We start from the raw sequence: 25,984 nt of genomic DNA, 5'->3' as shown, positions 1-25,984 counted from the left end.
CGAGCCATCCCGGGGGATGGAGCGCCGGGCGCGCGGGGCGCCCGGCTTCGTCACTTATTCTGCGACCGGAAGACCCGTCGCGGTGGCGATCTGCTTGGCAGCGTCGTCAAGCGCTGCCTTGGCATCCGGATAGCCACCGGCGAAATACTTGGTCTGCGATGCCTTGTAGATGGCGTCCGCATCCGTCTGGAACTGCGTGCCGCGGCTCGGCACGATCTTCGGCAGGGTCGAGAGAATGTCGGCCCAGACCTTCTGGCCGCCCCAATAGGGCTGCGGCTCGTTGACGAACGGGTCCTGGACGGCAGAGAGCAGCGAGGGAACAAGGCCGAAGGACTTCAGCATCGTCACCTGGCCTTCATTGGTGGCCAGCGCGTAGTTGATGTAGTTCCAGGCCGCTTCCTTGTTTTCGGAATTGGCAGCGATCGCCAGCGACGAACCGCCGAGGTTGGCGGCATGCGGGCCATCAGCCGTCAGGCTCGGCATCATATAGACGCCCCACTTGCCGGAAAGATCGGGCGAGCCGGAGCGGATCGTGCCTTCATACCAGCCGCCATACATCTGGCTGGCGACCTTGCCTGCGGTGTTTGCCTGGATCTTTTCGTCCCAGATGGCGGCCGTCAGCGTGCCGGCATCCTTCATCTGCTTGACCTTTTCGAGGGTCGCGACGCAGGCGGGCTTGTTGATGGTGATCGACTGGCCATCCTCGGAGAAATAGCCGCAGCCCTGCTCGTTGGAGATCATGCGGAACCATTCGCTGTCGCCGTTGAAATCGGCCTGGGCCATGACGACGCCGGGATTGGCTTCGGAAATTTTCTTGCCGGCAGCGATGAAATCGTCCCAGGTCTTGATGCTTGCCGGATCGACACCGGCCTTTTCATAGAAATCGCGGCGGTAGAAGACGGCGACCGGGCCGGAATCCCACGGCATGGCGTAGGCGACATCGCCGACTTCCAGCTCGGTGCGCTTGAAGTCGGGGAATTTCGCCTGGATATCGGCGTTGTAGCCGAGGTCCTTCAGGTTGGTGAAGCAATCCGGGAAGCGGTTCCAGAAGATTTCCGCTTCGAAGTTTTCGACGGTGACGATGTCAGGCAGGCCGTCTCCTCCGGCGGCGCAGGCGGCCAGCATCTTGTCGAAGACCTGCTGGTTGCCGAGATCCTGAACGTCGACTTTGACGTCGGGGTATTTCTTGTTGAAGCCTTCCACAGTGGATTTCAGCGCCGATGCGGCGACGTTCCAGCTCCAGATGGTGAGCGTGCCCTGCTCTGCATAAGCGGAGCCGGAAGCAAGAAGCGCGACAGCAGCCGTCGCGCCGATAAGATTGAAGCGCATTGAAAATCCTCCCTTTTCAATTGCCGTCCCTTAGCGAACGTGCCTACACTAGCTTGCAGGCACCGGCTGTCTCCTAAAAAGGGAATATGGATTTGGCGGAAAGTAAGGTCGCGGGAAGAGCCATCTATCAACCGGGTGCGAGCAGCATCGAGGGCCTACCCACCGCTTTGCAGATGTTCCACGCCCATCCGCCCGTCATGGTCATGCCCCACTGGCACGCGCAGGTCGAGGTCAACTATGTGATGCGCGGCACCGTGCATTACCGCATGAGCGACCACCAATTTTCGCTGAAGGCCGGCGAGATGTGTCTGTTCTGGGGCGGCCAGCCGCATCAGATGGACGAATCATCGGACGATTCGATTTATGCGGGCGCCCATCTGCCGCTCGTCTATTTCTTCCGCATGCGCCTGCCCGTTGCCATCTCCAGCCAGCTGATGCGCGGCGCGACCATGCTGACCTCGGCGACCGATGCCGCCGACAACGAGAATTTCGCCCGCTGGCACCGCTACGCGACCTCCGGCGACCCGGCAAAGTCGCAGCATGCCGTCGACGAGCTGCTCCTGCGCATCGAGCGTATTCTGCTCGAACCCTATTCGATGATCGGCCTTGGCGCCGAGCTTGCCGAGAACGATCCGCCCTACGCCCAGTCGTCGCGCAACGTGGCGCGCATGTGCGATTTCATCGCCGCCAACTTCATGGAGGATATCGACACGATCGATATCGCCCGCGCCGCCGATCTTCATCCGAAATACGCGATGAACCTGTTCAAGAAATCGACCGGCATGACGCTCAGCAAATATGTGAACCTGCTGCGGCTCTCGCGCGCCCAGGCGATGCTGATGAGCGAGGAGGCCAACGTGCTGCAGGTCGCCATGGACAGCGGCTTCGGTTCGATCAGCGCCTTCAACAAATCCTTCCGGCACATCGCCGGCATGTCGCCCTCCGATTTCCGTCGCGACCTGCGCTCTTCGGGAATTTCGACGGCAAACTGAACCCATTCACATCAAACACGGAGACGTCCCCATGGCCGGAAGACTGGCAGGCAAGATTGCGATCATTTCCGGCGGCGCGACGGGCATGGGTGGGGCGGCATCGAAGCTCTTTGCAGCCGAGGGAGCAAAGGTGGCGATCATCGACCGCAACGAGGCAGCGTCCGCCGAGACCGTGAAGGCGATCCGGGATGCCGGTGGTACCGCCGAATACTGGGTCGCCGATGTCTCCGACGAGAAGGCCGTCAATGATGCGGTGAAAGGCGTCGAGGAGAAGTTCGGCGCGGTCACGGTGCTCTTCAACCACGCCGGCACGATCGTCATCAAGCCGTTCCTCGAAACGACCCTCGAGGAGTGGGAGTGGCTGCACGGCGTCAACGTCCGCTCGATGTTCCTGATGACCAAGGCCGTGCTGCCGAAGATGATTGCATCAGGTGGCGGCTCTATCGTCTGCACCTCGTCTATCTCGGCCGTTGCGGCAACGCCGATGGAAGTGCTCTACGACACGACAAAGGGCGCCGTGCATATGTTTGCCCGCGCCATCGCCGTCGAGTTCCGCGACCGCAATATCCGTTGCAATGCCGTCTGCCCCGGCTTCATCCGCACGCCGCATGGCCTGCGCGAGGTCGCCGAACTGCAGAAGCTCGGCGTCGATGTCTCCGACGCGGCGATCGCCGCCCAGCAGGGCCGGATCGGCGAGCCCGAGGATGTGGCGCGAGCCGCGCTTTACCTTGCCAGCGACGACTCGAATTTCGTCAACGGCGTCCATCTCTTCGTCGACAACGGCTTCACGGCGATCTGAAAGGTTTTGGTAACCACGACTGGCCAAATCGCCGCAGTGGATAAAATAGATAGCGAATAATTTGAATCCTATCGAATTTGGTGCTATATACGCCGCATGACCTCCTACAACAGCCTTCAGCGCGTCTTTACCGCCAACCTGCTTTCGACCGGCCGCCAATGGCGCCGTGCGGTCGATCTCGCTCTCAGCAGCCACGGAATTTCCGAGGCCTGTGCTGCCCCCCTGCTCTGGATCGGCCGCCTCGGCGGCGGTGTCCGGCAAGTGGTGCTCGCAAGCAATGTCGGCATCGAGGGCCCGTCGCTGGTGCGTCTTCTCGACCAGCTCGAGACGCTCGGTCTTGTCGTGCGCAAGGACGACCCGGCCGACCGCCGGGCCAAGGGTCTCTACCTGACCGAAGAAGGCAGCGCGCTCGCGGCGCGCATGGAAGCCGTGCTCGACGAGCTGCGCGGACGCATCATGCAGGACGTCAGCAAGGCTGACCTCGAAGCCGCCGTGCGTGTGCTTCAGGCCTTCGACAATATCGACGTGACGCAGACAGGCGCCATCGAAAAGGAAATCGAGGCAGCGTCGTGACACCTGGATGGCGTGACTGGTTGTTTTCGGGCAAGGCGTTCCTTGCGTCGATGCTGGCGCTTTTCGTGGCGCTTTCGCTCGGTCTGCCGCGACCCTATTGGGCGATGGCGGCCGTCTATGTCGTGGCCAATCCACTGGCAGGCGCCACGAGCTCCAAGGGGCTCTATCGCGCGCTCGGCACGCTGCTCGGCGCGTCGGCGGCCGTGTTCTTCGTTCCCCTCTTCGTCAACGCTCCTGAACTGCTGTCGATCGTGGTCGCGCTGTGGACGGGCACGCTGCTTTTCATCTCGATGCTTGATCGCAGTGCCAGAAGCTATGTCTTCATGCTTGCCGGCTATTCGCTGCCAATGATCGCCCTGCCCTCCGTCGGCTCGCCGGAAACGGTCTTCGATACGGCGCTTGCCCGTTCGGAAGAGATCATCATCGGCATCGTCTGCGCCAGCCTAGTCAGCGCGGTCGTCTTCCCGGCCAGCGTCAGCTCGCTGCTTGGCCAGCGCATCACCACCTGGCTCGACGATGCCGGAAGCTGGGCCGACGAGATCCTGCGCGGCGAAGGCGCCTCGCCCGCGACCCCGCTGAAGCGGCAGAAGCTCGCCTCCGACGTCACCGGCCTCGATCTCGTCATCAGCCAGCTCGGCCATGATGCCAACGGCCGCGATATCGTGCGCCATTCGCGCGAACTGCGCGGCAGATTGCTGATGCTGCTACCGCTGTTTTCCTCCCTCGCCGACCGCCTCCATGCCCTGAAATCATCAGGACAGGAGCTGCCGCCGGCACTTTCCGTTCTGCTCAACGACGCCGCATCCTGGCTGCAGCAGGGCGGCGCCGGAAAGCCGGATGGAACAGGCGCCAAGCTGCGCCGCCGCATCGATGACGTGCAGACATCCGAAAGCAACGAGACCGGCTGGAATGCGCTACTCTATCGCAGCGCGCTCGCCCGCCTCGGCGAGATCGTCGATCTCTGGCACGATTGCCTGACGTTGCGCGACGAGATCGCCAGCGGCCGTCATGCGGGCCCGTGGCATCCGGTTTTTCGTCATCGCCAGGTGGTTGGTCGCGTCCGGCACTATGATTTTGCGCTGATTGCCTTTGCTGCCGGTTCGGTCGTGGCGGGCATTGCCGTGGCCTGCTTCTTCTGGATCTTCACCGGCTGGCAGAATGGCGCGGGCTTCGTGACCATGGCGGCCGTCGCCTGCTCGTTCTTTGCGGCGATGGATCGCCCAGCACCCTTCATCCGCTCGATGTTCATCTGGTCGGCGGTGAGCCTTGTGATCTCCTTCACCTACATCTTTGCCATCCTGCCAGCGGTCAATTCCTATGAGCTCCTGGTGGTGGCCTTCGCCCCGCCATTCCTGCTGCTCGGTCTTCTGATCACCCGCCCGCAGTTCAACATGCTGGCGATGCTGCTCTCGGTGAACAGCGCCTCCTTCATTGCCCTGCAGGATCGCTATACGTCCGACTTCACGACCTTCACCAACGAGGCGATCGCAGCCCTTGCCGGCATCGGCTTTGCCCTCGTCTGGACGCTGATCGCACGACCCTTCGGCGCCGAACTTGCCGCCTGGCGGCTGGTGCGCGCCGGGTGGAAGGATCTGGCGGAAACGGCGGCCGGCGAGCGCCGCACCGATCATGAACGGCTCTCCGGCCGCATCCTCGACCGCCTCGGCCAGCTCGTTCCGCGCCTGGCCGCGGTCGAAGACCGGGAGCTCAAGAAGGTGGACGGCTTTGCCGATGTCCGTCTCGGCTTCAACGTTTTGATGCTACAGACGAAGCGGAAGGAACTGAGCGGCGCGAGCGCCCTCTCCATCGGCCGCGTCCTTGCAGGCGTTTCCGAATTCTACCGGTCGCGGCTCGATGCCGGCCAGGCGATCGATCCGCCCGACACGTTGCGGGCAGCAATCGACGACAGCCTGGGAACGATCGCCCATGAACAGGCGGAGACCCGCGATAACATAGACGCGCTGGTTGGCCTCCGCCGCGCACTCTTCCCCGAGGCGCCGCCACCCGAACATTGGCCCGCGCCCGAGACCATCCCCACCCCTCTTCAGATTGCAGCCGAGTAAACTGTCATGCCTGCCGAATTCGATCTTTACGGCGTCTATGTGCCGCGCCTTCTCGTTCTCATGGTGCTCTCTCTTCTTCTCGTGATGATCGTCCGCCGCGGACTGAGCTGGCTCGGCGCCTATTCGCTCGTCTGGCACCGCGGCCTCTTCGATCTCTCCCTCTATGTGCTGCTCCTTGGAGCGGTCTCCTCTCTGACACGCTGGTACTTCGCATGAATACGCTGAAATCAATCTCCCGCCTGCTCGTCACCCTCGCCTTCGTTGCCGCTGCCGCCTATGCCGGCCATGGCCTCTGGGTGCATTACATGGATGAACCCTGGACGCGCGACGCGCGCCTGCGCGCCGATGTCGTCGGCATCGCGCCCGATGTGTCCGGCCTCGTCAGCGACGTCGCGGTCAAGGACAACCAGTCGGTCAAGAAGGGCGACGTCCTCTTCCGCGTCGATGGCGAACGGTTCAAGATTGCGCTCGCTCAGACCGAAGCGGCCCTCGAAGGCGCCAAGGCGGCCCTCGAACAGGCCCGCCGCGAAACCGAGCGCCAGGAGCGCCTCGGCGACGCTGCCTCGATGCAGCAGAAGGAACAGGCGCGCACCGCCGCCGACCAGGCCGAAGCCACCTACCTCCAGGCCGTCGCCAACCGCGATCTGGCCCAGCTCAATCTCGACCGCTCCGCCGTCAAGGCCACCGTCAACGGCACGGTCTCGAACCTCAGCCTGCGCCCGGGCGACTACGTGACGGCGGGAACGGCGAAGATTGCGCTCGTTGATACGGATTCGCTGCGCGTCGAAGGCTATTTCGAGGAAACCAAGCTGCCGCGCATCCATGTCGGCGACAGCGTCACCATCCATCTGATGGGCCATCGCCAGACGCTGGAAGGCCATGTCGACAGCATCGCCACCGGCATCGAGGATCGCGAGCGCACCTCGGGTACGGGGCTGCTTGCCAATATCAACCCGACCTTCAGCTGGGTGCGCCTGGCGCAGCGCGTTCCCGTCCGCATCAATCTCGACAAGGTGCCTGATGACATCAAGCTGATCGCCGGCCTGACGGCAACGGTCGAGGTCGGCGGCCACAGCGGCGACCTCGCATCGCTGAACTGAGGCTTCTCAGAAGTCCCAATCCTCGTCTTCGGTAGCCACCGCTTTACCGATGACGTAGGACGAGCCGGAGCCCGAGAAGAAGTCGTGGTTCTCGTCGGCATTCGGCGAGAGCGCCGACAGGATCGCCGGATTGACCTTGCAGGCTTCCGGCGGAAACAGCGCTTCGTAGCCGAGGTTCATCAGCGCCTTGTTGGCGTTGTAATGCAGGAACTTCTTAACGTCTTCGGTCAGCCCGACGCCGTCATAGAGCGCCTCGGTATATTTTGCCTCGTTGTCGTAGAGCTCCAGCAGCAGATCGAAGGCGAAGTCCTTGATCTCTTGGCGGCTCGCCTCCGGCAGGCGCTCGACGGCGCGCTGGAACTTGTAGCCGATATAATAGCCATGCACCGCCTCGTCGCGGATGATCAGGCGGATCATGTCGGCCGTATTGGTGAGCTTGGCGCGGCTCGACCAGTACATCGGCAGATAGAAGCCGGAATAGAACAGGAAGCTTTCGAGGAAGACGCTCGCAACCTTCTTCTTCAAGGGATCGCCCGAGGCATATTGCTCCATGATCAGCGCCGACTTCCGTTGCAGGAACTCGTTCTCCTCCGACCAGCGATAGGCGTCGTCGACATCCGGCGTCAGGCAGAGCGTCGAGAAGATCGACGAATAGGAGCGTGCGTGCACGGCCTCCATGAAGGAGATGTTGGAGAGCACTGCCTCCTCATGCTGGGTCGCGGCATCCGCCATCAGCTTCACCGAGCCGACGCCGTTCTGGATCGTGTCGAGCAGCGTCAGCCCGGTGAAGACGCGGATCGTCAGCTGCTGTTCTTCGGGCTTCAGCGTCGCCCAGGAGGGGATGTCGTTCGATAGCGGCACCTTTTCAGGGAGCCAGAAATTGCCGGTTAGGCGGTTCCAAACTTCGAGGTCCTTGTCGTCCTCGATGCGGTTCCAGTTGATGGCGCGGATGCGCGATGCGGGTTTGGCATGCATGTTCATGGGAAATCTTTTCCTCAATCAATTCTGTCGGAGAGCGCGGCCCCCTCATCCGCCTGCCGGCACCTTCTCCCCGCTGGGGAGAAGGGACTTGTGGCAGCATCTCTTCAGACCTCGTCCCCTCTCCCCAGCGGGGAGAGGGTTAGGGTGAGGGGGCTCCGGTCTCAAACCTCTCGGTAGGACATCGAAATCAAAGCGTGCACGAAACACACCCTTCCACCTGCGTCCCCTCCAGCGCCATCTGGCGAAGGCGGATGTAGTAGATGGTCTTGATGCCCTTCTTCCAGGCGTAGATCTGCGCCTTGTTGATGTCGCGGGTCGTCGCGGTGTCGCGAAAGAACAGCGTCAGCGACAGGCCCTGGTCGACATGCTGGGTCGCCGCCGCATAGGTGTCGATGATCTTCTCCGGCCCGATCTCGTAGGCATCCTGGTAATAGTCGAGGTTGTCGTTGGTCATGAAGGCGGCCGGGTAATAGACGCGGCCGATCTTGCCTTCCTTGCGGATCTCGATCTTCGAGACGATCGGGTGGATCGAGGAGGTCGAGTGGTTGATGTAGGAGATCGATCCGGTCGGCGGCACTGCCTGCAGGTTCTGGTTATAGAGACCGCCCGACATGACCGCTTGCCTCAGCGCCATCCAGTCTTCCTGCGTGGGAATTTCGATACCGGCATTGGTGAACAGGTCAGCAACCGTCTGCGTGGCTGGTTTCCATTCCTGCTCGGTGTATTTGTCGAAATATTCGCCGGACGCGTATTTCGAGTTCTCGAAACCCTTGAAGCTCTGGCCACGCTCGACTGCCAGCCGGTTCGACGCACGGATGGCATGGTAGGTCACCGTGTAGAAATACATGTTGGTGAAATCGACGCCCGCTTCGGAGCCGTAATGGATCCGCTCGCGGGCGAGATAGCCATGCAGGTTCATCTGTCCGAGACCGATGGCGTGGCTTTCGTCATTGCCCTTCTCGATCGACGGGACCGAGGAGATATGGCTCATGTCGGAAACCGCCGTCAGCGCCCGGATCGAGGTCTCGATCGTCTTGCCGAAATTGGCCGAATCCATTGCTGCGGCGATGTTCAGCGAGCCGAGATTGCAGGAGATGTCCTTGCCCATGTGCTTGTAGGACAGGTCGTCGTTATATTCGCTGGCCTCGCTGACCTGCAGGATTTCCGAGCAGAGATTGCTCATGGTGATGCGCCCGGCGATCGGGTTCGCCTTGTTCACCGTGTCCTCGAACATGATGTAGGGATAGCCGCTCTCGAACTGGATTTCGGCAATCACCTGGAAGAAGTCGCGCGCCTTGATCTTCTTTTTGCGGATGCGGCTGTCGGCCACCATCTCGCGATACTTTACGCTGACCGAGATCTCGGTGAATGGTACGCCATAGACGCGTTCCACGTCGTAGGGCGAGAACAGGTACATATCCTCGTTGTTCTTGGCGAGCTCGAAGGTGATGTCGGGGATGACGACGCCGAGCGACAGCGTCTTGATGCGGATCTTTTCGTCGGCATTTTCGCGCTTGGTGTCGAGGAAGCGCATGATATCAGGGTGATGCGCATTCAGGTAGACCGCACCGGCCCCTTGCCGCGCGCCGAGCTGGTTCGCGTAGGAGAATGCGTCTTCCAGGAGCTTCATCACCGGAATGATGCCCGACGACTGGTTCTCGATATGCTTGATCGGCGCACCGGCCTCGCGGATGTTGGTCAGCGACAACGCCACGCCGCCGCCGCGCTTGGAAAGCTGCAGCGCCGAATTGATCGAGCGGCCGATCGATTCCATATTGTCCTCGACCCGCATCAGGAAGCAGGAGACGAGCTCGCCGCGCTGCTTCTTGCCGGCGTTGAGAAAGGTCGGCGTCGCCGGCTGGAAGCGGCCGGAAATGATCTCGTCGACCATGTCGCGTGCGAGCGCCTCGTTGCCGCGCGCCAGCGCCAGCGCCACCATGCAGATACGGTCTTCGTAGCGCTCCAGATAGCGCTTCCCGTCGAAGGTCTTCAGTGTGTAGCTGGTGTAATATTTGAAGGCGCCGAGAAAGGTCGGGAACCGGAATTTCTTCTCATAGGCATGATCGAAGAGATCGCGGACGAAATTGAACGAATACTGGTCAAGCACCTCCTGCTCGTAATAGCCCTCGGTCACCAGATAATCGAGCTTCTCCCGGAGGTTATGGAAGAAGACGGTGTTCTGGTTGACGTGCTGCAGGAAATACTGCTTGGCCGCCTGCCGGTCCTTGTCCAGCTGGATCTTCCCCTCGCCGTCATAGAGGTTCAGCATCGCGTTCAGCGCGTGATAATCCAGCGCGGCATCAGCGGCCTGCGCCTTCAAGGGGCGCTCGAGAACTGCCGTGTCCAAAATCGTTCCAATCCGTGTTTGACATTGGCGACGTCGTCAGCCGTGCCGAGGAGCTCGAACCTGTAGAGGTACGGCACCTGGCATTTGCGCGAGATGATGTCGCCGGCGAGCCCGTAGGTCTCTCCGAAGTTGCTGTTGCCCGCAGCGATCACGCCGCGAAGGTTCGAACGGTTTGCCGCATCGTTCAAGAAACGGATCACCTGTTTGGGAACGGCCCCCTTGCCGCCCTCGCCGCTATAGGTCGGGACGACAAGCACATAGGGCGACCCTGCCTGCAGGGTCTCGCCGGTAATGGGGATGCGCCGGGCGGGAAGGCCGAGCTTCTCGACGAAACGATGGGTGTTCTCCGACCGGCTGGAAAAATAGACGATCTCGCCCATCGCGGCAGCCGATCAGGCGAGCGCGCTGATCATGTCGGGGCGGAAGCCGGCCCAATGCTGCTCGCCGGCGATGACGACGGGAACCTGGCGGTAGCCGAGGCCCTGCACCAGCTCATAGGCAGCGCTATCGGTGGAAACATCGATGATCGTGTAGTCGATGCCCTGGCGGTCGAGGGCGCGGGTGGTCGCGGTGCACTGGACGCAGGCGGGCTTGCTGTAGACGGTGATGCTCATTGGAAAACCTCGTGACTGGAAGGCATGGGATATCGCTCGGACATCCGCCGATGTCCGCGCTTGGGAAGATCGAAATGGAAGGCAGCCGTTGCCGATTGCCGGGCGTCAGCAGCCCGTCATTCGCGCCGGTATGATCTGAAACTCAAAGACATAAGACTTCACCCCGAAGTGGCTCAAGCAGGACACACCGGAGGAAGCGAAGAGCCGCATCATGCGCGCACCTCATCGCTCGCCAGCCGGACACCCCGCCCGTGGACGTTTTCGCTCAAGGCAGGTCTCCTGGCTTGCGGATCATCACATTCATCCCGGCCTTCCCGGGTCCTCATGACCCAGTGACCCGAAATGGGACAGATGCTCGCCGCTTACAGTTGCGGGGGCAGCTCCGGCATTGTCCCGCATTGCAGCGGGCCTCACCGAATTCCCGTCTTAGCCCACGACCCCGACGAATCGTGAGAACCTCGAACACTAGATATAGTACGCGAGTCAAAATCAGCGTCAATAATTTGTTTGCCAACAGCACTGAGGAAAGTGGGGAAATCCGATGAACATGGTGAATGGGGAGTAAACGCAGCCGGTGTATCAAGGCCGCCCGCTCCCCTCCCGCGATCAATCCGCAGCCGAAAATCGATACGCAGTGCCCTGCCGCTCGGCATAGCCGACGCCGGGATAGGCCCAGTGGTAGCCGAGCAGCTTGAGCTTTTCGCCGGCGGCACGGTCGAGCATCGTCTTGCGGTTTGCGAGCGCGATCTCCGGCTCGGTGTCAAAGCCGAAGTGCCAGTCCGGGTGCTCGAAGAAGACGACATTGCTGGTTGCCGCATCGCCGGTGATCAGCAGATTGTCGCGGCCGCGAAGTTCGAGCGAGATATGGCCGGGCGTATGCCCGCGCGTGCTGACCGCCTGCATGCCGGAAACGATGTCGTCGCCGGGCTTTACCAGCGTCAGGCGATCCCTGACGGCGTTGAGATCGCGCTGGGCGCCACGGGCAAAGCCGTGAAGCGCTTCGGGCATGTGGATCTCGAAATCCTTGTCCGTCCAGAAGGCCCATTCCGCTTCGCTGACATAGTAGTCGGCATTCGGATAGAGCAGCGTTCCGTCGGGATTGACTGTGGCGCCGGAGTGATCGGGATGGACATGGGTAAAGATCACCTTGGTGATCGCTTCAGGATCGATGCCGGCGGCCTTCAGATTTCCTGCGAGGCGGCCCGCGGTATCCTGAAAGCGCGTGCCCGATCCGTTGTCGACGAGGATCAAATCCTTGCCTACCCGGATCAGCGGAATGTTGACCTGGAAAGGAGCGACCGTCGCATCGCCGCCGATACGGCCGAGGATGGCGGGGCGATCCTCCGCCGGCGTATCCGGCAGAATGATCTGGTCCGGCAGCATGATGAAACCATCGCTGAAGACGGTTATGTCGAATGCACCATGTTCGAAGCTATAGGGCTTGGTTTCGGTTATGCGGGTCATCTGGACACCCTCCGGTTTCGGTGAAAGGCAGGGCGGCGCCGGGATCGGTGGCACCGCCCGCGACAGGGGTTATGAACGGGCGAACTCGAGGAGATCGGCGTTCAGCTGATCCTTGTGGGTATCCGTCAGGCCATGCGGCGCACCGGGATAGACCTTGAGGATCGCGTGCGGGATGAGCGTCTTGGAAGCGCGGCCGGCGGCATCGATCGGCACGATCTGGTCGTCGTCTCCATGCACGATCAGCGTCGGCACGTCGAACTTCTTCAGATCCTCGGTAAAATCGGTCTGCGAGAAGGCGACGACGCTGTCGTAGGTGTTCTTGTGGCCGCCCATCATGCCCTGCATCCAGAAGCTGTCGATCATGCCCTGCGAAGCCTTGGCGCCCGGACGGTTGAAGCCGAAGAACGGGCCGCCGGCGATATCCTTGTAGAGCTGCGAGCGATCCTTCAGGCTCGCCGCCTGGATGCCGTCGAAGACCTCCTTCGGCAGGCCGCCCGGGTTCTTGTCGGTCTTGACCATCAGCGGCGGCACGGCGGAGATAAGGCCGGCCTTGGCGACGCGGCCCGTGCCGTGGCGGCCGATATAGCGGCTGATTTCGCCGCCGCCGGTCGAAAAGCCGATCAGGATGATATCCTTGAGATCGAGCTGCTCGATGAGATCGGAGAGGTCATCGGCATAGTGGTCCATGTCGTTGCCGTCCCACGGCTGGCTGGACCGTCCATGGCCGCGGCGGTCATGGGTGATGACGCGGAAGCCGTTATTGGCGAGATGGAAGGCCTGCGCTTCCCAGCTGTCGGCCGAAAGCGGCCAGCCGTGGCTGAGGATGACCGTCTGGCCCTTGCCCCAGTCCTTGTAATAGATTTCGACGCCGTCGCGGGTGATGATCCTGCTGCCCATGGTCCGTGCTCCTTCGTTGCTCTGGTTGGCCTTCGTTTCGGCCTTGGCTGGGGTTGCGATGGCGGAAAGTGCGGTTGCCGTCGCTGCTGCGCCGAATGCGCCGGCCAGCATGTTTCTGCGGGAAATCGTTGCGGTTGCTGCTTCTGCTTGTGCCATTGTCCTGTCCTCCGGTTGGTCTCTCAGATCTCGTCGCGTCCTGTCCGGTGCGCTGGTTGATTTGATAGACCCGCGGGCCTAGGCTCTCGACGGGCGAAGCTGACAACGATGGGGGCGGAATTGACAAAAGCGGCTTTGGACGCGCCGGTGGATATCGGCATCGTCATTTATCCGGGTGCCCTGATGTCGGCGATCTATGGTCTGACCGATATGTTCCAGGTGGCCGGCATGCAGGCAGCCGAGCACAGCGAGACCGCGCCGCAGGTGCGCGTCAGCCACTGGCACCTGCAAGAGGACGGTTCCGTCCGCAAGATGTTCGAAAGCCAGCCCGGCACCGGCGAGAAGCTGATGGCGCTGATCCTACCGCCGACGCTGAACGATCTGCCGGTCGGCCGCCGCATGGGCAGCCTTCCCGGCTGGATCCGCGCCCGCCACGCCGAGGGAACGACGATCTGCTCGGTCTGCGGTGGCGCCTATCTCTTGGCAGAAACCGGCCTCGCCTCCGGCCGCACGATCACCACACACTGGTCGCATCAGGAGCTGATCGCCAGTCGCTACGGCGATGTCGGGGTCAACACCGACAAGCTGATCATCGACGAGGGCGATATCATGACTGCCGGCGGCATGATGGCCTGGATCAATCTCGGGCTGAAACTCGTCGATCGGTTGATGGGCTCGAGCGTCATGCTGGCGACCGCGCGATTCATGCTGGTTGATCCCGGCGCCCGCGAGCAGAGCTACTACGCCACCTTCTCGCCGAAGCTCGATCATGGCGACACCGTGATCCTGAAGATCCAGCACTGGCTACATGGGACGAACGTGAAAGGATTGACGCTGCTTGCCATGGCCGAGCGCGCCGGGCTTGGCGAGCGCACCTTCCTGCGCCGCTTCCAGAAGGCGACGGGCATCAATCCGACCGAATACTGCCAGCGCCTGCGGATCGCCAAGTCCCGTGAGCTGCTCGAGCGGTCGCATATGACGATCGAGCAAGTGGCCTGGCAGAGCGGCTACGAGGATCCGAAGACATACCGCAAGGTTTTCAGGAAGATTCTCGGCCTCACACCGGCCGAATACCGCATCCGCTTCTCGCTCGGCCGCGGGCAGCCGGCAGCATTGCCGGCCTAGTTTCGCAGCCTAGGAGAGAAGCATCGAGGACGGAGCGCTGGTCTCGACCGGCGCCTGCAGCTTCTGGGCCGCAAGCACGACTTCGACGCGGTTGCGGGCGTCGAGTTTCTGCATCAGGAGCGTCATGTAGTGCTTGACCGTCTTCTCGCTGATATCGAGCATGCTGGCGATTTCGCGGTTGGTCTTGCCCTGCAGCAGGTAGTTGACGATCTGCTCCTCGCGGGCGCTGAGCCGCTTTTGCATCTGCGCCTTGCGGCGGATTTCCGCCGTCTTCATCGACAGGATGACCTTGGTGGCAAAGCCCGGCGTGATGAAAGTGCTGCCGTCATGGACGGTCTTGATCGCCTCGTAGAGATCGCGCGCCGTGCTGCCCTTGAGCACATAGCCGCAGACGCCGAGATTGAGAACCTGGATCGCCGTGTCGATATTGGCAGTCGCCGTGAAGACCACGACCTTGGTGCCTTCGTAATTCTTCTGGATCAGCTCAAGCGCCGCCAGCGTGTCGCCCGGCATGCTGAGATCGGTGACGAGGACATCGGGACGATGCTCCTCGACGATCTTCAGGGCGTCGATGGCATTCTCACCGCGCGCCGTGACCCGGAGGTCATCCTTAGCGGAGTAAAGATTAACCAGTCCATCCAGTAATATTGGATGATCATCTACGAACGCGACCGAGATAGACATGATGACGAATAACCCCCTCGTCTTTCTATCCAACAGCTCTAATGTAATCAGAGCAAAACATAAAGCTGGATTTTAATGCTTGGTTAACTTCATCGTATTTGTGTCTATTCCACATCTATGCTTATAGCTACCTATCAATTCGGCTAGTTCCGGCTCAATGGGCGGCGGCATCCGCCTGCTGCAGTTCCAGCGTCATCGCCAGCACCATGCCGCCATCCGGGCGCTTGCCGATGGTCAGCGACCCGCCGAAGCTTTCGATGCGCTGGCGAAGGCCGTAAAGGCCCATTCCGCCTTCGCGCGCCGCAAGCGGCAGCGTCCCCGCAGGCAGACCGTCATCCTCGACCGAAATCGAGACGACCGGCATGTCGATCCGACATCGGACACGCTGGCCGTTGGCGCCGGCATGTCGGTAGGCATTGTTGAGCCCCTCCTGCACGAAGCGGTAGATGCAGGTCTTCAGCGCCGGGGGCAGATCGGCATTCGTACCGCTTGAGGTGAAGGCGACCTTGGTTCGCGTGCGCGCCTCGTGCTGCTTGATCGCCTCGGCCACCACATCCTTGGCCCAGAGATGCAGGATCTCCGGCAGGAGCAGCGACTTCGTCACCGTGCGCGTTTCGATGAGCGCTTCCCCCAGCGCCTTGTTCGTCGCGTCGAGAGCCCTGTCGCGCTCGTCCTTGCGGGTCAGGTCCCGCAGCTCGTCGAGCTGCAGGATGGCGAGCGTCATCAGCTGAACGGGACCATCATGCAGATCGGCGCCGATGCGGCGGATGAAGGTCTCGTTCATGTTGGCGAGCTCCATCGAGGCGCGCCGCGCCGTATCGCGCAGCTCCATCAGCTCCTTGGAAGCCAGCTCCGCCTCCTCGGCGCGATGGCTCAGCGCATGGCGCTGGGTCTCGATCGTCCGGCTGCCGCGCCTGACGATCAGGAACAGGCCGAGCATGACGACGAATGAAAACAGAGCGACGGTCGCCCAGGTGACGATCCGCAGGCGCGCGACTTCGCCGGCGAAGCCACTCGGATCCTCGTGTATCTCGGCGACACCGATAATTCTCCCCGAGGCTTGGTCGTGCAGCGGGCTGTATATCTCAAGATACTGGGTGTCGATGTTGCGGAATGTATGCTCATCGGCATGAAGGTCCGCATAGACGGCAACGATATCACCTTTAAGGGCGCGCTTGAGGCCCTCCGGAAAACTGAACCGATGGCCGATCATCTGCTTAGTCCGCGAGTAGGCGACGGTACCGTCGGGTGCCCATATCTCGATATGCGGAAACCGCGCCTTGAAATCCGGATCGTCGAACAGCGAATCCAGAAGCTCGATGCTGGCCGCCGGAAGAACCTTCGAGAGCGCCAGCGCCTGGACCTCCGCCTCCGTCAGGCTCTGCACCAGAAGCGCTGTCGTCCCTGCCTTGCTGTTCAGCGCCTTGTCGGACACCAGCCGCGTCGTCAGATAGCCGGCCGAGAGCGTGGCGATCAGAATGACGAGGCCGCTCGCAATCAGAAACTGCGTCGAAAGCGTCCGGTGCGCCACCCAGGCGATCACATGCGTGAACAGCCGCGAGCGCTGCTGCGCTGGCTCCTTCACCTCTTCATGCACGTTAATATCCCCACCCTAAAGTATTCACTCGGCAAAACGTCCCCCAATGCCGATCAGGCTTCTATCGTCGCAGTATTGCGGCGCGAAAGAAAGGACCATTTTTATACTATAGACGCAGGCCGATTCTATCAGACCAAAGGCCAATTCATCATAGGACTTTGCTCCCGGAGTAATAAGGACCGAAGACCTGCTCCGCCGGTGGACGAACATCGAAAACATCGTCCGACCATGCGCCGTCAAAACCCCGGCAATTTTCCGCAAGATCGCATCATCCCAAGCCAGCCGTACAAGGCGGGCTTCTTGAAACATCAGGGGCAATTCAACCCCGCCGGCTTCGCAGCGCGATCCGGCGGACAGGACAAGTTTGCGAAAAACCAGGCGCCGGGACAGCGCGCCGACGGAGGGGAAAATGGTAACGCTTGTAAGACACGACCTCGAATTCATCCTGAAGCAGATCGCCATCGCCGAACAGCATGCGGCCGGCGGCGACCTCGCAGCACTCGTCGCCGAAGCCGGCGAAGCCGCCGGCGCGACCGGCACCGGTGCGCCGCAGGCACATCTCCTGCCTTACGGTCTCAGGACAGTCGACGGCAGCTACGATAATCTGCTCGACGGCAAGGAAACCTGGGGCGCAGCCGACCAGCCGTTCACGCCGCTGGTGCAGCCGAACTACCTCAACGAGAACGATGACACGCTGGCATTCGGCCCGGGAACGGTTCTCACCAACGGCAACTATACGCCGGGCACGCCCAGTGCCGTCGGCCCGGGCACCGTCGTTGATGCCGATCCGCGTATCATCTCCAACCTGATCGTCGATCAGACCAGCAACAACCCCGCAGCGATCATGGTCTATGACGCCCTGCTCGCCGAGGGTAAGGCGGCGACCCGCTCGCCGATGCAGGACGCCAACGGCGCCGCCGTCGTCCATGCGAATGACGTGATCGGTCCCGACGGCACCGTTCTCGCCGCGGCCGGTACGCCCGTCTACGTCTACACGTTCGAAAACGTCTCGCCCGATATCGGCGATTCCGCACCTTACAACTCGATGTTCACGCTGTTCGGCCAGTTCTTCGACCACGGCCTCGACCTCGTCGCCAAGGGCGGCGCCGGTACGGTCTATATCCCGCTGTCGCCGGATGACCCGCTCTACAATCCTGCATCGCCGCATACCAATTTCATGGTCCTGACCCGCGCCAGCCGCACCCCGGACGGCGAAGTCGCCGCCAACACCACGACCCCCTGGGTCGACCAGAACCAGACCTACACCTCGCATGCCTCGCATCAGGTCTTCCTGCGCGAATATGTCATGCACGACGGCAAGCCGGTCGCGACCGGCAACCTGCTGGACGGCGCCCGCGGCCTGCCGACCTGGGCCGACATCAAGGAACAGGCCCGCGAGATGCTCGGCATCGAGCTGACGGATGCCGATGTCACCAACATCCCGCTGCTGCGCACCGATCCCTACGGCCGCTTCATTCCCGATGCCAACGGCTATGCGCAGGTCATCACCGGCATTGGCGCCGACGGCATCCCGAACACGGCTGACGACATCGTCGTCTCCGGCACGCCGGGCGCCCCGGTCAGCACAGCCGGGGCCGTTCGCATCGGCCATGCCTTCCTCGACGATATCGCCCATGCCGCCGTTCCCGTACTCGTCGGTGGCGTGCTTGTAGCCGATGCCGATGACATCGCCGGCAATCCGGTCGCGACGAACACACGCGGCCAGAATGTCGAGTATGACAACGAACTGCTCGACGCCCACTACATCACCGGCGACGGCCGCGGTAACGAAAACATCGGCCTCACCTCGATCCACCACATCTTCCATTCGGAGCACAACAGCGTCGTCGAACAGACGAAGCAGGTCGTCCTCGACAGCGCCGATCTGGTCTTCATCAACCAGTGGCTCCTCGAGCCGATCACCACATTGCCGACGAGCGAAGCCGAGCTCGAAGGCCTTGTCTGGAACGGCGAGCGCCTCTTCCAGGCCGGCCGCTTCACGACCGAAATGCAGTATCAGCATCTGGTCTTCGAAGAATTCGGCCGCAAGATGCAGCCGGATATCGACGCCTTCCTCTTCGAGCCGTCGACGGATATCAATCCGGCGATCTTTGCCGAATTCGCCCACGCGGTTTACCGCTTCGGCCACTCGATGCTGAACCAGGATATCGACCGTCTCGTCGAAAATCCCGATGGAACCTTCAGCTTCGACAACATCACCCTCTTCGACGGCTTCCTGAACCCGCTCGAACTCGGCGAGGTCGATGCCAACGGCGATGTGCTGATCGATCACGACCAGGCAGCCGGCGCGATCATCCGCGGCATGACCCGCCAGGGCGGCAACGAGATCGACGAGTTCGTCACCGACGTGCTGCGCAACCAGCTGGTCGGCATTCCGCTCGACCTTGCTGCGCTCAACATCGCCCGCGGCCGCGACGTCGGCCTGCCGACGCTCAACGAGGCGCGTGCACAGTTCTATCAGGCAGCCGGCCAGGACACGCAGCTGAAGCCCTATGTCAGCTGGACGGACTTCGCGCTGAACCTGCAGAACACCGCCTCGATCGTCAATTTCATCGCCGCCTACGGCACGCATTCGTCGATCACCGGCGCAACGTCGCTCGACGCCAAGCGCGCCGCAGCCGCATCCATCGTGCTCAACACGGCGGGCGCACCGGCCGACCGCCTCGACTTCCTGAATTCGACCGGCACCTGGGCGAATGCCGAGACCGGCCTGAACGACATCGACCTCTGGATCGGCGGCCTTGCCGAGAAGAAGATGGATTTCGGCGGCATGCTGGGCTCCACCTTCTCCTTCGTCTTCGAACTGCAGATGGAAAACCTGCAGGAATCCGACCGCTTCTACTATCTCTCGCGTGTCCAGGGCCTGAACCTTCTCAACGAGCTGGAAAACAACTCGCTGAGCAAGATCATCATGCGCAATACCGATCTCGGCGCCGGCACGACGTCTCTGCCGGGCGACATCTTCTCGACACCCGACCATACGCTTGAGATGGACATCTCCAAGCAGGTCGGCCTGGACCCGGTCTTCACCGACGCGATCCTGCAGGCTCTGACGCCGCTGGTCGTGCGCCGCGACACCGATGGTGACGGCGATCTCGACTACATGGCCTATCACGGCGGCGATCATGTCGTCATGGGCGGCACGGATGAAGACGACACGATCATTGCCGGCGAAGGCGACGACACGATCTGGGGCTATGGCGGCAACGACACGCTCGAAGCCGGCTACGGCGTCGACCATGTCCACGGCGGCGACGGCGACGACATCATCACCAATGCCGGCACCGATATCGGCGCGGCCGACTTCCTGCATGGCGAAGGCGGCAACGACGTCATCCACGGCGGCAGCGGCCTGGCGCTGATCTTCGGCAATGACGGCAAGGACTTCATCATTGCCGGTCCTGACGGCAAGCACGTGCTCGGCGGCCTCGGCGATGACTTCATCCGCGGCGGTGATGGCGGCGACTTCCTGATGGGCAACGAAGGAAACGACTGGATCGAAGGCGGCGGGCGTTTCGACACGCTCTCGGGTGAAAACTCCGAACTGTTCTTCAACTCCTCGATCATCGGCCACGACGTCCTGAACGGCGACGGCAGCGACACCGACTACGACGCCGAATCCGGCGACGACATCATGTTCCAGGGCGATGGCATCCAGCGCAGCAACGGCATGGCCGGTTTCGACTGGGCGATCCACAAGGGCGACGACACGGCGGCCAATTCCGATCTCGGCATCCCGCTCTTCGCCACCCAGGAAGCCTTCATCCTGCGCGACCGATTCGACCTCGTCGAAGGTCTGTCCGGCTGGATCCACGACGACGTGCTCACCGGCCGCGTCGCGCCCACCAATGCCCGGGCGGAACTGCAGAACACCGCAGCGATCCCCGGCACCGGCAGCCCGCTCGAAAGCTACTCGAACGCGCTGCTTGAAAAGAACCTCAGCCTGATCAACGGCCTCTCGGCGCTCGTCGCCCATCGTGCCCGCACCACCGTCACCGTCAACGGCGTCACCGAGACGATCGTGATGGATACGGCCGATGCCTCCGACATCCTGCTCGGCGGCGGCGGTGACGACGTCATCACCGGCCTGGCCGGCGACGACATCATCGACGGCGACCGCTGGCTGAACGTCCGCATCCGCATCAACGACCTCAACGGCAACGAAATCGGCTCGTCCGACGGCCTCTCCAAGGGCGTTTTCGACGACGACGGTAACGCGATGTTCGGTGGACGGTCGCTGAGCGACCTGATGTTCGACCGCACGCTTAACCCAAGTCAGCTTGAGATCGTCCGCGAGATCATTGACGGCGAAGAGGAAGGCGACATCGACACGGCTGTCTATACCGACGTCCGCGCCAATTACACGATCACCCAGAATGCGGATGGCAGCATCACCGTCGCCCATACCGGCTTCGACGCTGACGGCGGCCCGGATGGCGAGGAGGAAACCGTCGGCAACCCGGTTTCCGACGGCACCGACCGCCTCTTCAATATCGAGAAGCTGCGCTTTGCCGACGGCGAATACTCGCTCAGCCCTCCGCAGCTCCAGCTCTATACGCTCGATCGTGGCCAGTATTTGGACGACTTCAGCCCGTCCAGCTACACGGGCTCCGATGGCACGACGCCCTGGACCACACCGTGGACCGAGAGCAGCGATAGCGGTGGCGCAACAGGTGGAGATGTACTCGTCACTGGTGGCGAACTCGTCTTCGACGAAAATGGCAACGGTGCCACGGTCCAGCGTGTCGCCAACCTTGCCGGAGCAACATCGGCTCGCCTGACCTACGATGTCGACGAAAGCGGCCTCGATCAGGGCGACAGCGTCACGGTCTGGTTTGCCGCCAATGGCGTCAATTTCATCCAGGTCGATCTCATCAACTCCAGCACCAACAGCGACCAGCGCAGCATCGACCTCAACGGCCCTTTTACGGCAGGCGCGATCATCCGCTTCACGTCAACCGCACTCGGCAATAACGACATCGTCAATATCGACAATGTCGCGATCGAGTTCACCCGCCCGGCAGCCGCACCCTCGACGAACTACGCGGCGACCTTTGTGGAGAATGGCGACCCGATCGCCATCGCCTCCGGCCCTACCATCACCGACGAAGACGGCCAGATTGTCTCCGCACGGATCGTGCTGACCAACGCCCAGAACGGCGACCTGCTGACCGCAGGCACGCTTCCGGCTGGGATCACGGCCCAGACCGACACGTCTGTCGCCGGCCAGATCGCGATAACGCTGACGGGGACCGCCACCCTTGCTGCCTACCAGGCGGCGATCCAGGCGATCTCCTTCGGCAATAACTCCGATCAGCCGGGAACCGTGCCACGCGTCATCACCGTCGTCGTCAATGACGGCCTGATGAACAGCAATCCATCGACAGCAACGATCTCGGTCACCGCGGTCAATGATGCACCCGTTGCGGGCAATGACAACATCATCACCAACGTCGAAACCGGCAGCTTCACGGTTCCGGAATGGGCGCTGCTCGCCAACGACACCGACGTCGATAGCGTTCTCAACATTACCGGCGCGACGGAAAACCAGACGAGCTTTGCCGTCTCGGTCAATGCGGCCGGCGATGTCAGCGTCACCCATTCGACGACGCAGCAGCGCACTTTCACCTACACTGTGAGCGATGGCGCCGCGACGGACACGGCCAGCGTCACGGTCACACGCGACACCGGCAGCGTCAACGGCACCGGTGGTGACAACATCCTCATCGGCGACAACGACGGCGACACCTTCGACGGCGGCACCGGCAACGACATCATCCTCGCCGGTGGCGGCAACGACACCATCGTCTGGAACGCCAACAACAACAACGCCGCAACAGACGGACGCGACATCGTCGATGGCGGCGCCGGTACCGATACGTTCGACCTCAACGGCCGCACCGGCCAGGGCGGCAACGAGACCTTCCGCATCTATACGCGGCAGGCCGCCGAACTTGCCGGCATCACCGGGCTGATGGCGACGACCGAAATCGTCATCACCCGCAACGGTACCGACAACGCTTCCATCATCGCAGAGCTCGACAATATCGAGGAGATCACCGTCGGCAACATCACGCTCGACGACGGCACGCCGACAGGCGGTGTGACCGGCGGCGACACGATCACCGTCATCGGCGACTTCTCGCAGACCAGCCTGGCGCTGAACACCATCACCATCGATGGCACCGATGGCGACGATGTCATCGACATCTCGGCGCTGCAGTCCGCCCACCGTATCGTCTTCCGCTCGAGCGGCGGTCACGACACGATCGTCGGCACGCTGCGTCCGCAGGATGTCATCGAACTGCCTGAGGGCCTCACCGCCGCCGACTTCGAAACGACTGTCGATGACGAAGGGCGCACGGTGATGACCCGTGACGGCAGCTCGATCACCTTCGTCGGTCCTGAAGGGTCAGTACCGCCGGTTGATCCCGGTGACGACGACCACGAAGAGGAAGAAGAAGAGCAGGAAGGTAGCGATGACGGTGATGACGACGACAACGGCGAGCAGCCGTCCGGTGGCGAAGGCCCGGCTCCGGCCACGCCTCGCACGCTGATCGGAACAGGTGCAGGCGAGGCCCTGCTCGGTGCGGCAGCCGCCGACATCATCCTCGCCGGCGACGGTAACGACATCCTCGTCGGCGAAGCCGGCGGCGACATCCTCCGCGGTGAAGGCGGCAACGACCTGATCACCGGCGGCGCGGGTGCCGATGTCACCTCGGGCGGCGACGGCGACGACGAGATCCATGGCGGCGCCGATGCCGACCATATCTTCGGCGACGCGGGTGCCGACCGGCTCTACGGCGACGATGGCGACGACGTCATCGAAGGCGGCGCAGGCGACGACCAGGTATGGGCGGGTGCCGGCAACGACCTCATCCTCGCCAAGCTCAACGACGGCTCCGACACTTACTGGGGTGGAGACGGCAACGACACGCTCGACTATGCCGCGGCCACGACCAACCTCACGGTCGATCTCGGCAACGGCTTCATGGGCAGAGGCAGCGTCGCGGGATCGAGCACCGGAAACGACACCGTCTACGGCTTCGAAAACTTCATCGGCGGTTCCGGCCACGACACGATCACCGCGTCGCTCGCCGTCAACATCATCGATGGCGGCGCTGGCGAAGATGTCTTCCGCTTCACCTCGGCGGCAGCGGCCAACGGCGACAAGATCTACGGCTTCCAGCCGGGCGACAAGATCGACTTCTCGGCCATCGACGCCAACACGTCGGTTGCCGGTGTCCAGGGCTTTGCCCTGAAGGCAGGCTCGATCACCGCCGCAGGCCAGATCGCCGTCAGCCACGAGACCATCGATGGCGAGGCCTTCACGGTGCTGCGCGGCAACGTCAACGCCGATCCGGAAGAAGACTTCGAACTGATGATCGCGGGCACCCATAACCTGAAGGCATCGGACTTCAACGGGGTCTCCTGATCGATGGCTCTGCCCCATGGCCGCTGACGGCCATGGGGCGCGCCGAATGAATTGCCGGAGGGGAAAATCATGGCAACGAAGAAGAAAGAGCCGCAGTACAAGATCGACAAGGCACGCGGCATCCTGACCTATCTGTTCGGCCTGTCCGGGCTTATCAACATCCTGGCGCTCACCGGCGCCTTCTACATGCTGCAGATCTACGACCGGGCGCTCGCCAGCGGCAGCATCTCCACCCTGATCGCACTCTCGGTCCTGGCGATCGGCCTCTATCTCTTCCAGGGTGTCTTCGACATCCTGCGCTCGCAGATCCTCGTGCGCCTCGGCGCCCGGATGGATACGACGCTGGCGCCGCTGACGCACCAGGTCGTCGTCGAGATGCCGCGCTACGGCTATTCGACCGCCGAAGCCGCCGAGCGCGGCCGCGATGTCGATACGCTGCGCAGCTTCCTCGGCGGCCAGGGGCCGATCGCTCTCTTCGACCTGCCGTGGATCCCGATCTACCTCGTCTTCGTCTGGCTTCTGCATCCGGTGCTCGGCATGCTGACGCTTGGCGGTGCCGCGGTTCTCGCCGGTCTGACGATCCTTGCCGAAGTTCTCACACGCCGCCATGCGCAGACGATGATCAAGGCGGCCGTCACCCGCAATGCCGTTCTCGACTCCAATACCCGCAACAGCGAAGTCCTGCATGCCATGGGCATGACACAGCGTGCGGTCGACCGTTTCGAGCGCGCCAACCGCTACCACCTCGAACACCAGACCAAGACCTCCGATATCGGCGGCACGCTGTCAGGCCTCTCCAAGGTGCTGCGCATGATGCTGCAATCGGCGATCCTCGGTCTCGGCGCTTATCTGGCGATCGGCGGCGAACTCTCGGCCGGCGCCATCGTTGCCGCCTCGATCGTCACCAGCCGCGCGCTTGCCCCCGTCGATCTCGCGATCGCCCAATGGAAGAGCGTCGTCTCGGCCCGCCGCAGCTATCACCGCATCCAGGAAACGCTCGCCGTGCTGAACGGCAAGGACGAGTTCATCCCGCTTCCCGAACCGAAGGAAAGCCTGAAGATCGAGGGCTTGACGACGGTTGCTCCGAGCACCGGCGCCGTACTGCTCAGCGAAGTCAGCTTCGAGCTGAAGGCCGGCCAGGCGCTCGGCCTCATCGGCCCGAGCGGCGGCGGCAAGACGACGCTGGTCAAGAGCCTGCTTGGCATCTGGCCGGCGCTGCGCGGCTCCGTACGCGTCGATGGCGCCGATCTCGGCCAGTGGAACACCGATTTCTTCCGCGATCACGTCGGCTACCTGCCGCAGGACGTGGCGCTGATGGACGGCACGATCTCGGACAATATCTGCCGCTTTGCAGAAGAGCCCGATCCGCGCAAGATCATCCTTGCCGCCAAGGCCGCCGGCATCCACGACATGATCGTCCACTTGCGCGACGGCTACCAGACCGAACTCGGCCCGCATGGCACCGCGCTTTCCGCCGGTCAGCGCCAGCGCGTGGCGCTTGCCCGCGCGCTCTACGGCGAGCCCTTCCTGGTGGTGCTCGACGAGCCGAATTCCAATCTCGACGCCGAAGGCGAAGAGGCGCTGACGACGGCCATTCTCTCGGTCCGGCGCCGCGGCGGCATCGTCGTCATCATCGCCCACCGCCCGAGTGCGCTGCAGGCGGTCGACATGGTCGGCCTGCTGCAGAACGGCAAGCTCGTCTCCTTCGGCCCGAAGGAAACGCTGCTGCAACCGAAGGCGCGGCCGATCGCGGTCGAGAAGTCGTTCGCCGAACGGCCGGCGCGCACCACCGCGGCAGAATAGGGAG

At 62.5% G+C, this 25,984-nt stretch carries 19 protein-coding genes and 1 riboswitch; of the genes, 9 read left to right on the top strand and 10 right to left on the bottom strand.

Features of this window, described 5'->3' with window-relative positions:
* Positions 1 to 54: 54 nt before the first annotated feature.
* On the bottom strand, positions 55 to 1,329 hold the full coding sequence (locus ACEN84_RS26275; protein ID WP_112718558.1) for an ABC transporter substrate-binding protein: 1,275 nt from the start codon (positions 1,327 to 1,329) through the stop codon (positions 55 to 57).
* An 86-nt stretch (positions 1,330 to 1,415) separates the two neighbouring features.
* On the opposite strand from ACEN84_RS26275, the gene ACEN84_RS26270 reads away from it, so the two are divergent.
* From ACEN84_RS26270 to ACEN84_RS26245, 6 genes are all read left to right on the top strand, one after another.
* Positions 1,416 to 2,321 carry a helix-turn-helix domain-containing protein gene (locus ACEN84_RS26270; RefSeq protein ID WP_112718560.1) on the top strand — a complete coding sequence of 302 codons (906 nt, stop codon included), beginning with the start codon at positions 1,416 to 1,418 and terminating at the stop codon, positions 2,319 to 2,321.
* Positions 2,322 to 2,352: 31 nt separating this feature from the next.
* Positions 2,353 to 3,120, top strand: a complete 768-nt coding sequence (locus ACEN84_RS26265; protein ID WP_112718562.1) for an SDR family NAD(P)-dependent oxidoreductase — start codon at positions 2,353 to 2,355, stop codon at positions 3,118 to 3,120.
* Between the two features lie 96 nt (positions 3,121 to 3,216).
* Positions 3,217 to 3,693 (top strand): MarR family winged helix-turn-helix transcriptional regulator, encoded by a 477-nt coding sequence (locus tag ACEN84_RS26260; RefSeq protein WP_413712234.1) that lies wholly within the window; start codon positions 3,217 to 3,219, stop codon positions 3,691 to 3,693.
* A gap of 50 nt (positions 3,694 to 3,743) precedes the next feature.
* Positions 3,744 to 5,756, top strand: coding sequence for an FUSC family protein (locus tag ACEN84_RS26255; RefSeq protein WP_413712494.1), 2,013 nt, complete (start codon positions 3,744 to 3,746; stop codon positions 5,754 to 5,756).
* 6 nt (positions 5,757 to 5,762) lie between these two features.
* The gene (locus ACEN84_RS26250) at positions 5,763 to 5,972 is read left to right on the top strand and encodes a DUF1656 domain-containing protein (RefSeq protein ID WP_112388635.1); all 210 of its coding nucleotides are present in this window, start codon (positions 5,763 to 5,765) and stop codon (positions 5,970 to 5,972) included.
* On the top strand, positions 5,969 to 6,856 hold the full coding sequence (locus ACEN84_RS26245) for an efflux RND transporter periplasmic adaptor subunit (protein WP_413712233.1): 888 nt from the start codon (positions 5,969 to 5,971) through the stop codon (positions 6,854 to 6,856). The genes ACEN84_RS26250 and ACEN84_RS26245 overlap by 4 nt, the downstream gene beginning before the upstream one ends.
* A gap of 6 nt (positions 6,857 to 6,862) precedes the next feature.
* On the opposite strand, the gene nrdF is transcribed toward ACEN84_RS26245, so the two are convergent.
* From nrdF to ACEN84_RS26215, 6 genes are all read right to left on the bottom strand, one after another.
* On the bottom strand, positions 6,863 to 7,837 hold the full coding sequence (gene nrdF / locus ACEN84_RS26240; protein ID WP_413712232.1) for a class 1b ribonucleoside-diphosphate reductase subunit beta: 975 nt from the start codon (positions 7,835 to 7,837) through the stop codon (positions 6,863 to 6,865).
* Positions 7,838 to 8,024: 187 nt separating this feature from the next.
* Positions 8,025 to 10,184, bottom strand: a complete 2,160-nt coding sequence (nrdE, locus tag ACEN84_RS26235; RefSeq protein ID WP_413712231.1) for a class 1b ribonucleoside-diphosphate reductase subunit alpha — start codon at positions 10,182 to 10,184, stop codon at positions 8,025 to 8,027.
* On the bottom strand, positions 10,154 to 10,564 hold the full coding sequence (gene nrdI / locus ACEN84_RS26230; RefSeq protein ID WP_413712230.1) for a class Ib ribonucleoside-diphosphate reductase assembly flavoprotein NrdI: 411 nt from the start codon (positions 10,562 to 10,564) through the stop codon (positions 10,154 to 10,156). The genes nrdE and nrdI overlap by 31 nt, the downstream gene beginning before the upstream one ends.
* A gap of 12 nt (positions 10,565 to 10,576) precedes the next feature.
* The gene (gene nrdH / locus ACEN84_RS26225) at positions 10,577 to 10,798 is read right to left on the bottom strand and encodes a glutaredoxin-like protein NrdH (RefSeq protein ID WP_109462202.1); all 222 of its coding nucleotides are present in this window, start codon (positions 10,796 to 10,798) and stop codon (positions 10,577 to 10,579) included.
* A gap of 251 nt (positions 10,799 to 11,049) precedes the next feature.
* Positions 11,050 to 11,274, bottom strand: a riboswitch (cobalamin riboswitch).
* A 130-nt stretch (positions 11,275 to 11,404) separates the two neighbouring features.
* A complete protein-coding gene (locus ACEN84_RS26220) occupies positions 11,405 to 12,262 on the bottom strand; it encodes an MBL fold metallo-hydrolase (RefSeq protein WP_413712229.1) in 858 nt (285 codons plus the stop codon).
* Between the two features lie 69 nt (positions 12,263 to 12,331).
* Positions 12,332 to 13,315 (bottom strand): alpha/beta fold hydrolase, encoded by a 984-nt coding sequence (locus ACEN84_RS26215; RefSeq protein WP_413712228.1) that lies wholly within the window; start codon positions 13,313 to 13,315, stop codon positions 12,332 to 12,334.
* A gap of 120 nt (positions 13,316 to 13,435) precedes the next feature.
* On the opposite strand from ACEN84_RS26215, the gene ACEN84_RS26210 reads away from it, so the two are divergent.
* The gene (locus ACEN84_RS26210) at positions 13,436 to 14,440 is read left to right on the top strand and encodes a GlxA family transcriptional regulator (protein ID WP_413712227.1); all 1,005 of its coding nucleotides are present in this window, start codon (positions 13,436 to 13,438) and stop codon (positions 14,438 to 14,440) included.
* 9 nt (positions 14,441 to 14,449) lie between these two features.
* Here the strand turns inward: ACEN84_RS26210 and ACEN84_RS26205 are convergent, their stop codons facing one another.
* From ACEN84_RS26205 to ACEN84_RS26195, 3 genes are all read right to left on the bottom strand, one after another.
* Positions 14,450 to 15,124 (bottom strand): response regulator, encoded by a 675-nt coding sequence (locus tag ACEN84_RS26205; protein ID WP_203430440.1) that lies wholly within the window; start codon positions 15,122 to 15,124, stop codon positions 14,450 to 14,452.
* Between the two features lie 154 nt (positions 15,125 to 15,278).
* A complete protein-coding gene (locus ACEN84_RS26200) occupies positions 15,279 to 16,721 on the bottom strand; it encodes a sensor histidine kinase (protein ID WP_413712226.1) in 1,443 nt (480 codons plus the stop codon).
* A 24-nt stretch (positions 16,722 to 16,745) separates the two neighbouring features.
* Complete coding sequence (locus ACEN84_RS26195; protein ID WP_413712225.1) at positions 16,746 to 17,030, bottom strand: hypothetical protein; 285 nt, start codon at positions 17,028 to 17,030, stop codon at positions 16,746 to 16,748.
* 100 nt (positions 17,031 to 17,130) lie between these two features.
* Here ACEN84_RS26195 and ACEN84_RS26190 point away from each other — a divergent pair, with 100 nt between their 5' ends.
* Positions 17,131 to 24,177: a peroxidase family protein gene (locus ACEN84_RS26190; protein WP_413712224.1), complete on the top strand. Its 7,047-nt coding sequence runs from the start codon at positions 17,131 to 17,133 to the stop codon at positions 24,175 to 24,177.
* Positions 24,178 to 24,246: 69 nt separating this feature from the next.
* The gene (locus tag ACEN84_RS26185) at positions 24,247 to 25,980 is read left to right on the top strand and encodes a type I secretion system permease/ATPase (RefSeq protein ID WP_199625841.1); all 1,734 of its coding nucleotides are present in this window, start codon (positions 24,247 to 24,249) and stop codon (positions 25,978 to 25,980) included.
* The last annotated feature ends 4 nt before the right edge of the window (positions 25,981 to 25,984 follow it).

Source organism: Rhizobium sp. Rhizsp82 (assembly GCF_047325115.1).
GTDB lineage: Bacteria > Pseudomonadota > Alphaproteobacteria > Rhizobiales > Rhizobiaceae > Rhizobium.
This window is presented reverse-complemented; position numbering and strand designations above follow the sequence as displayed.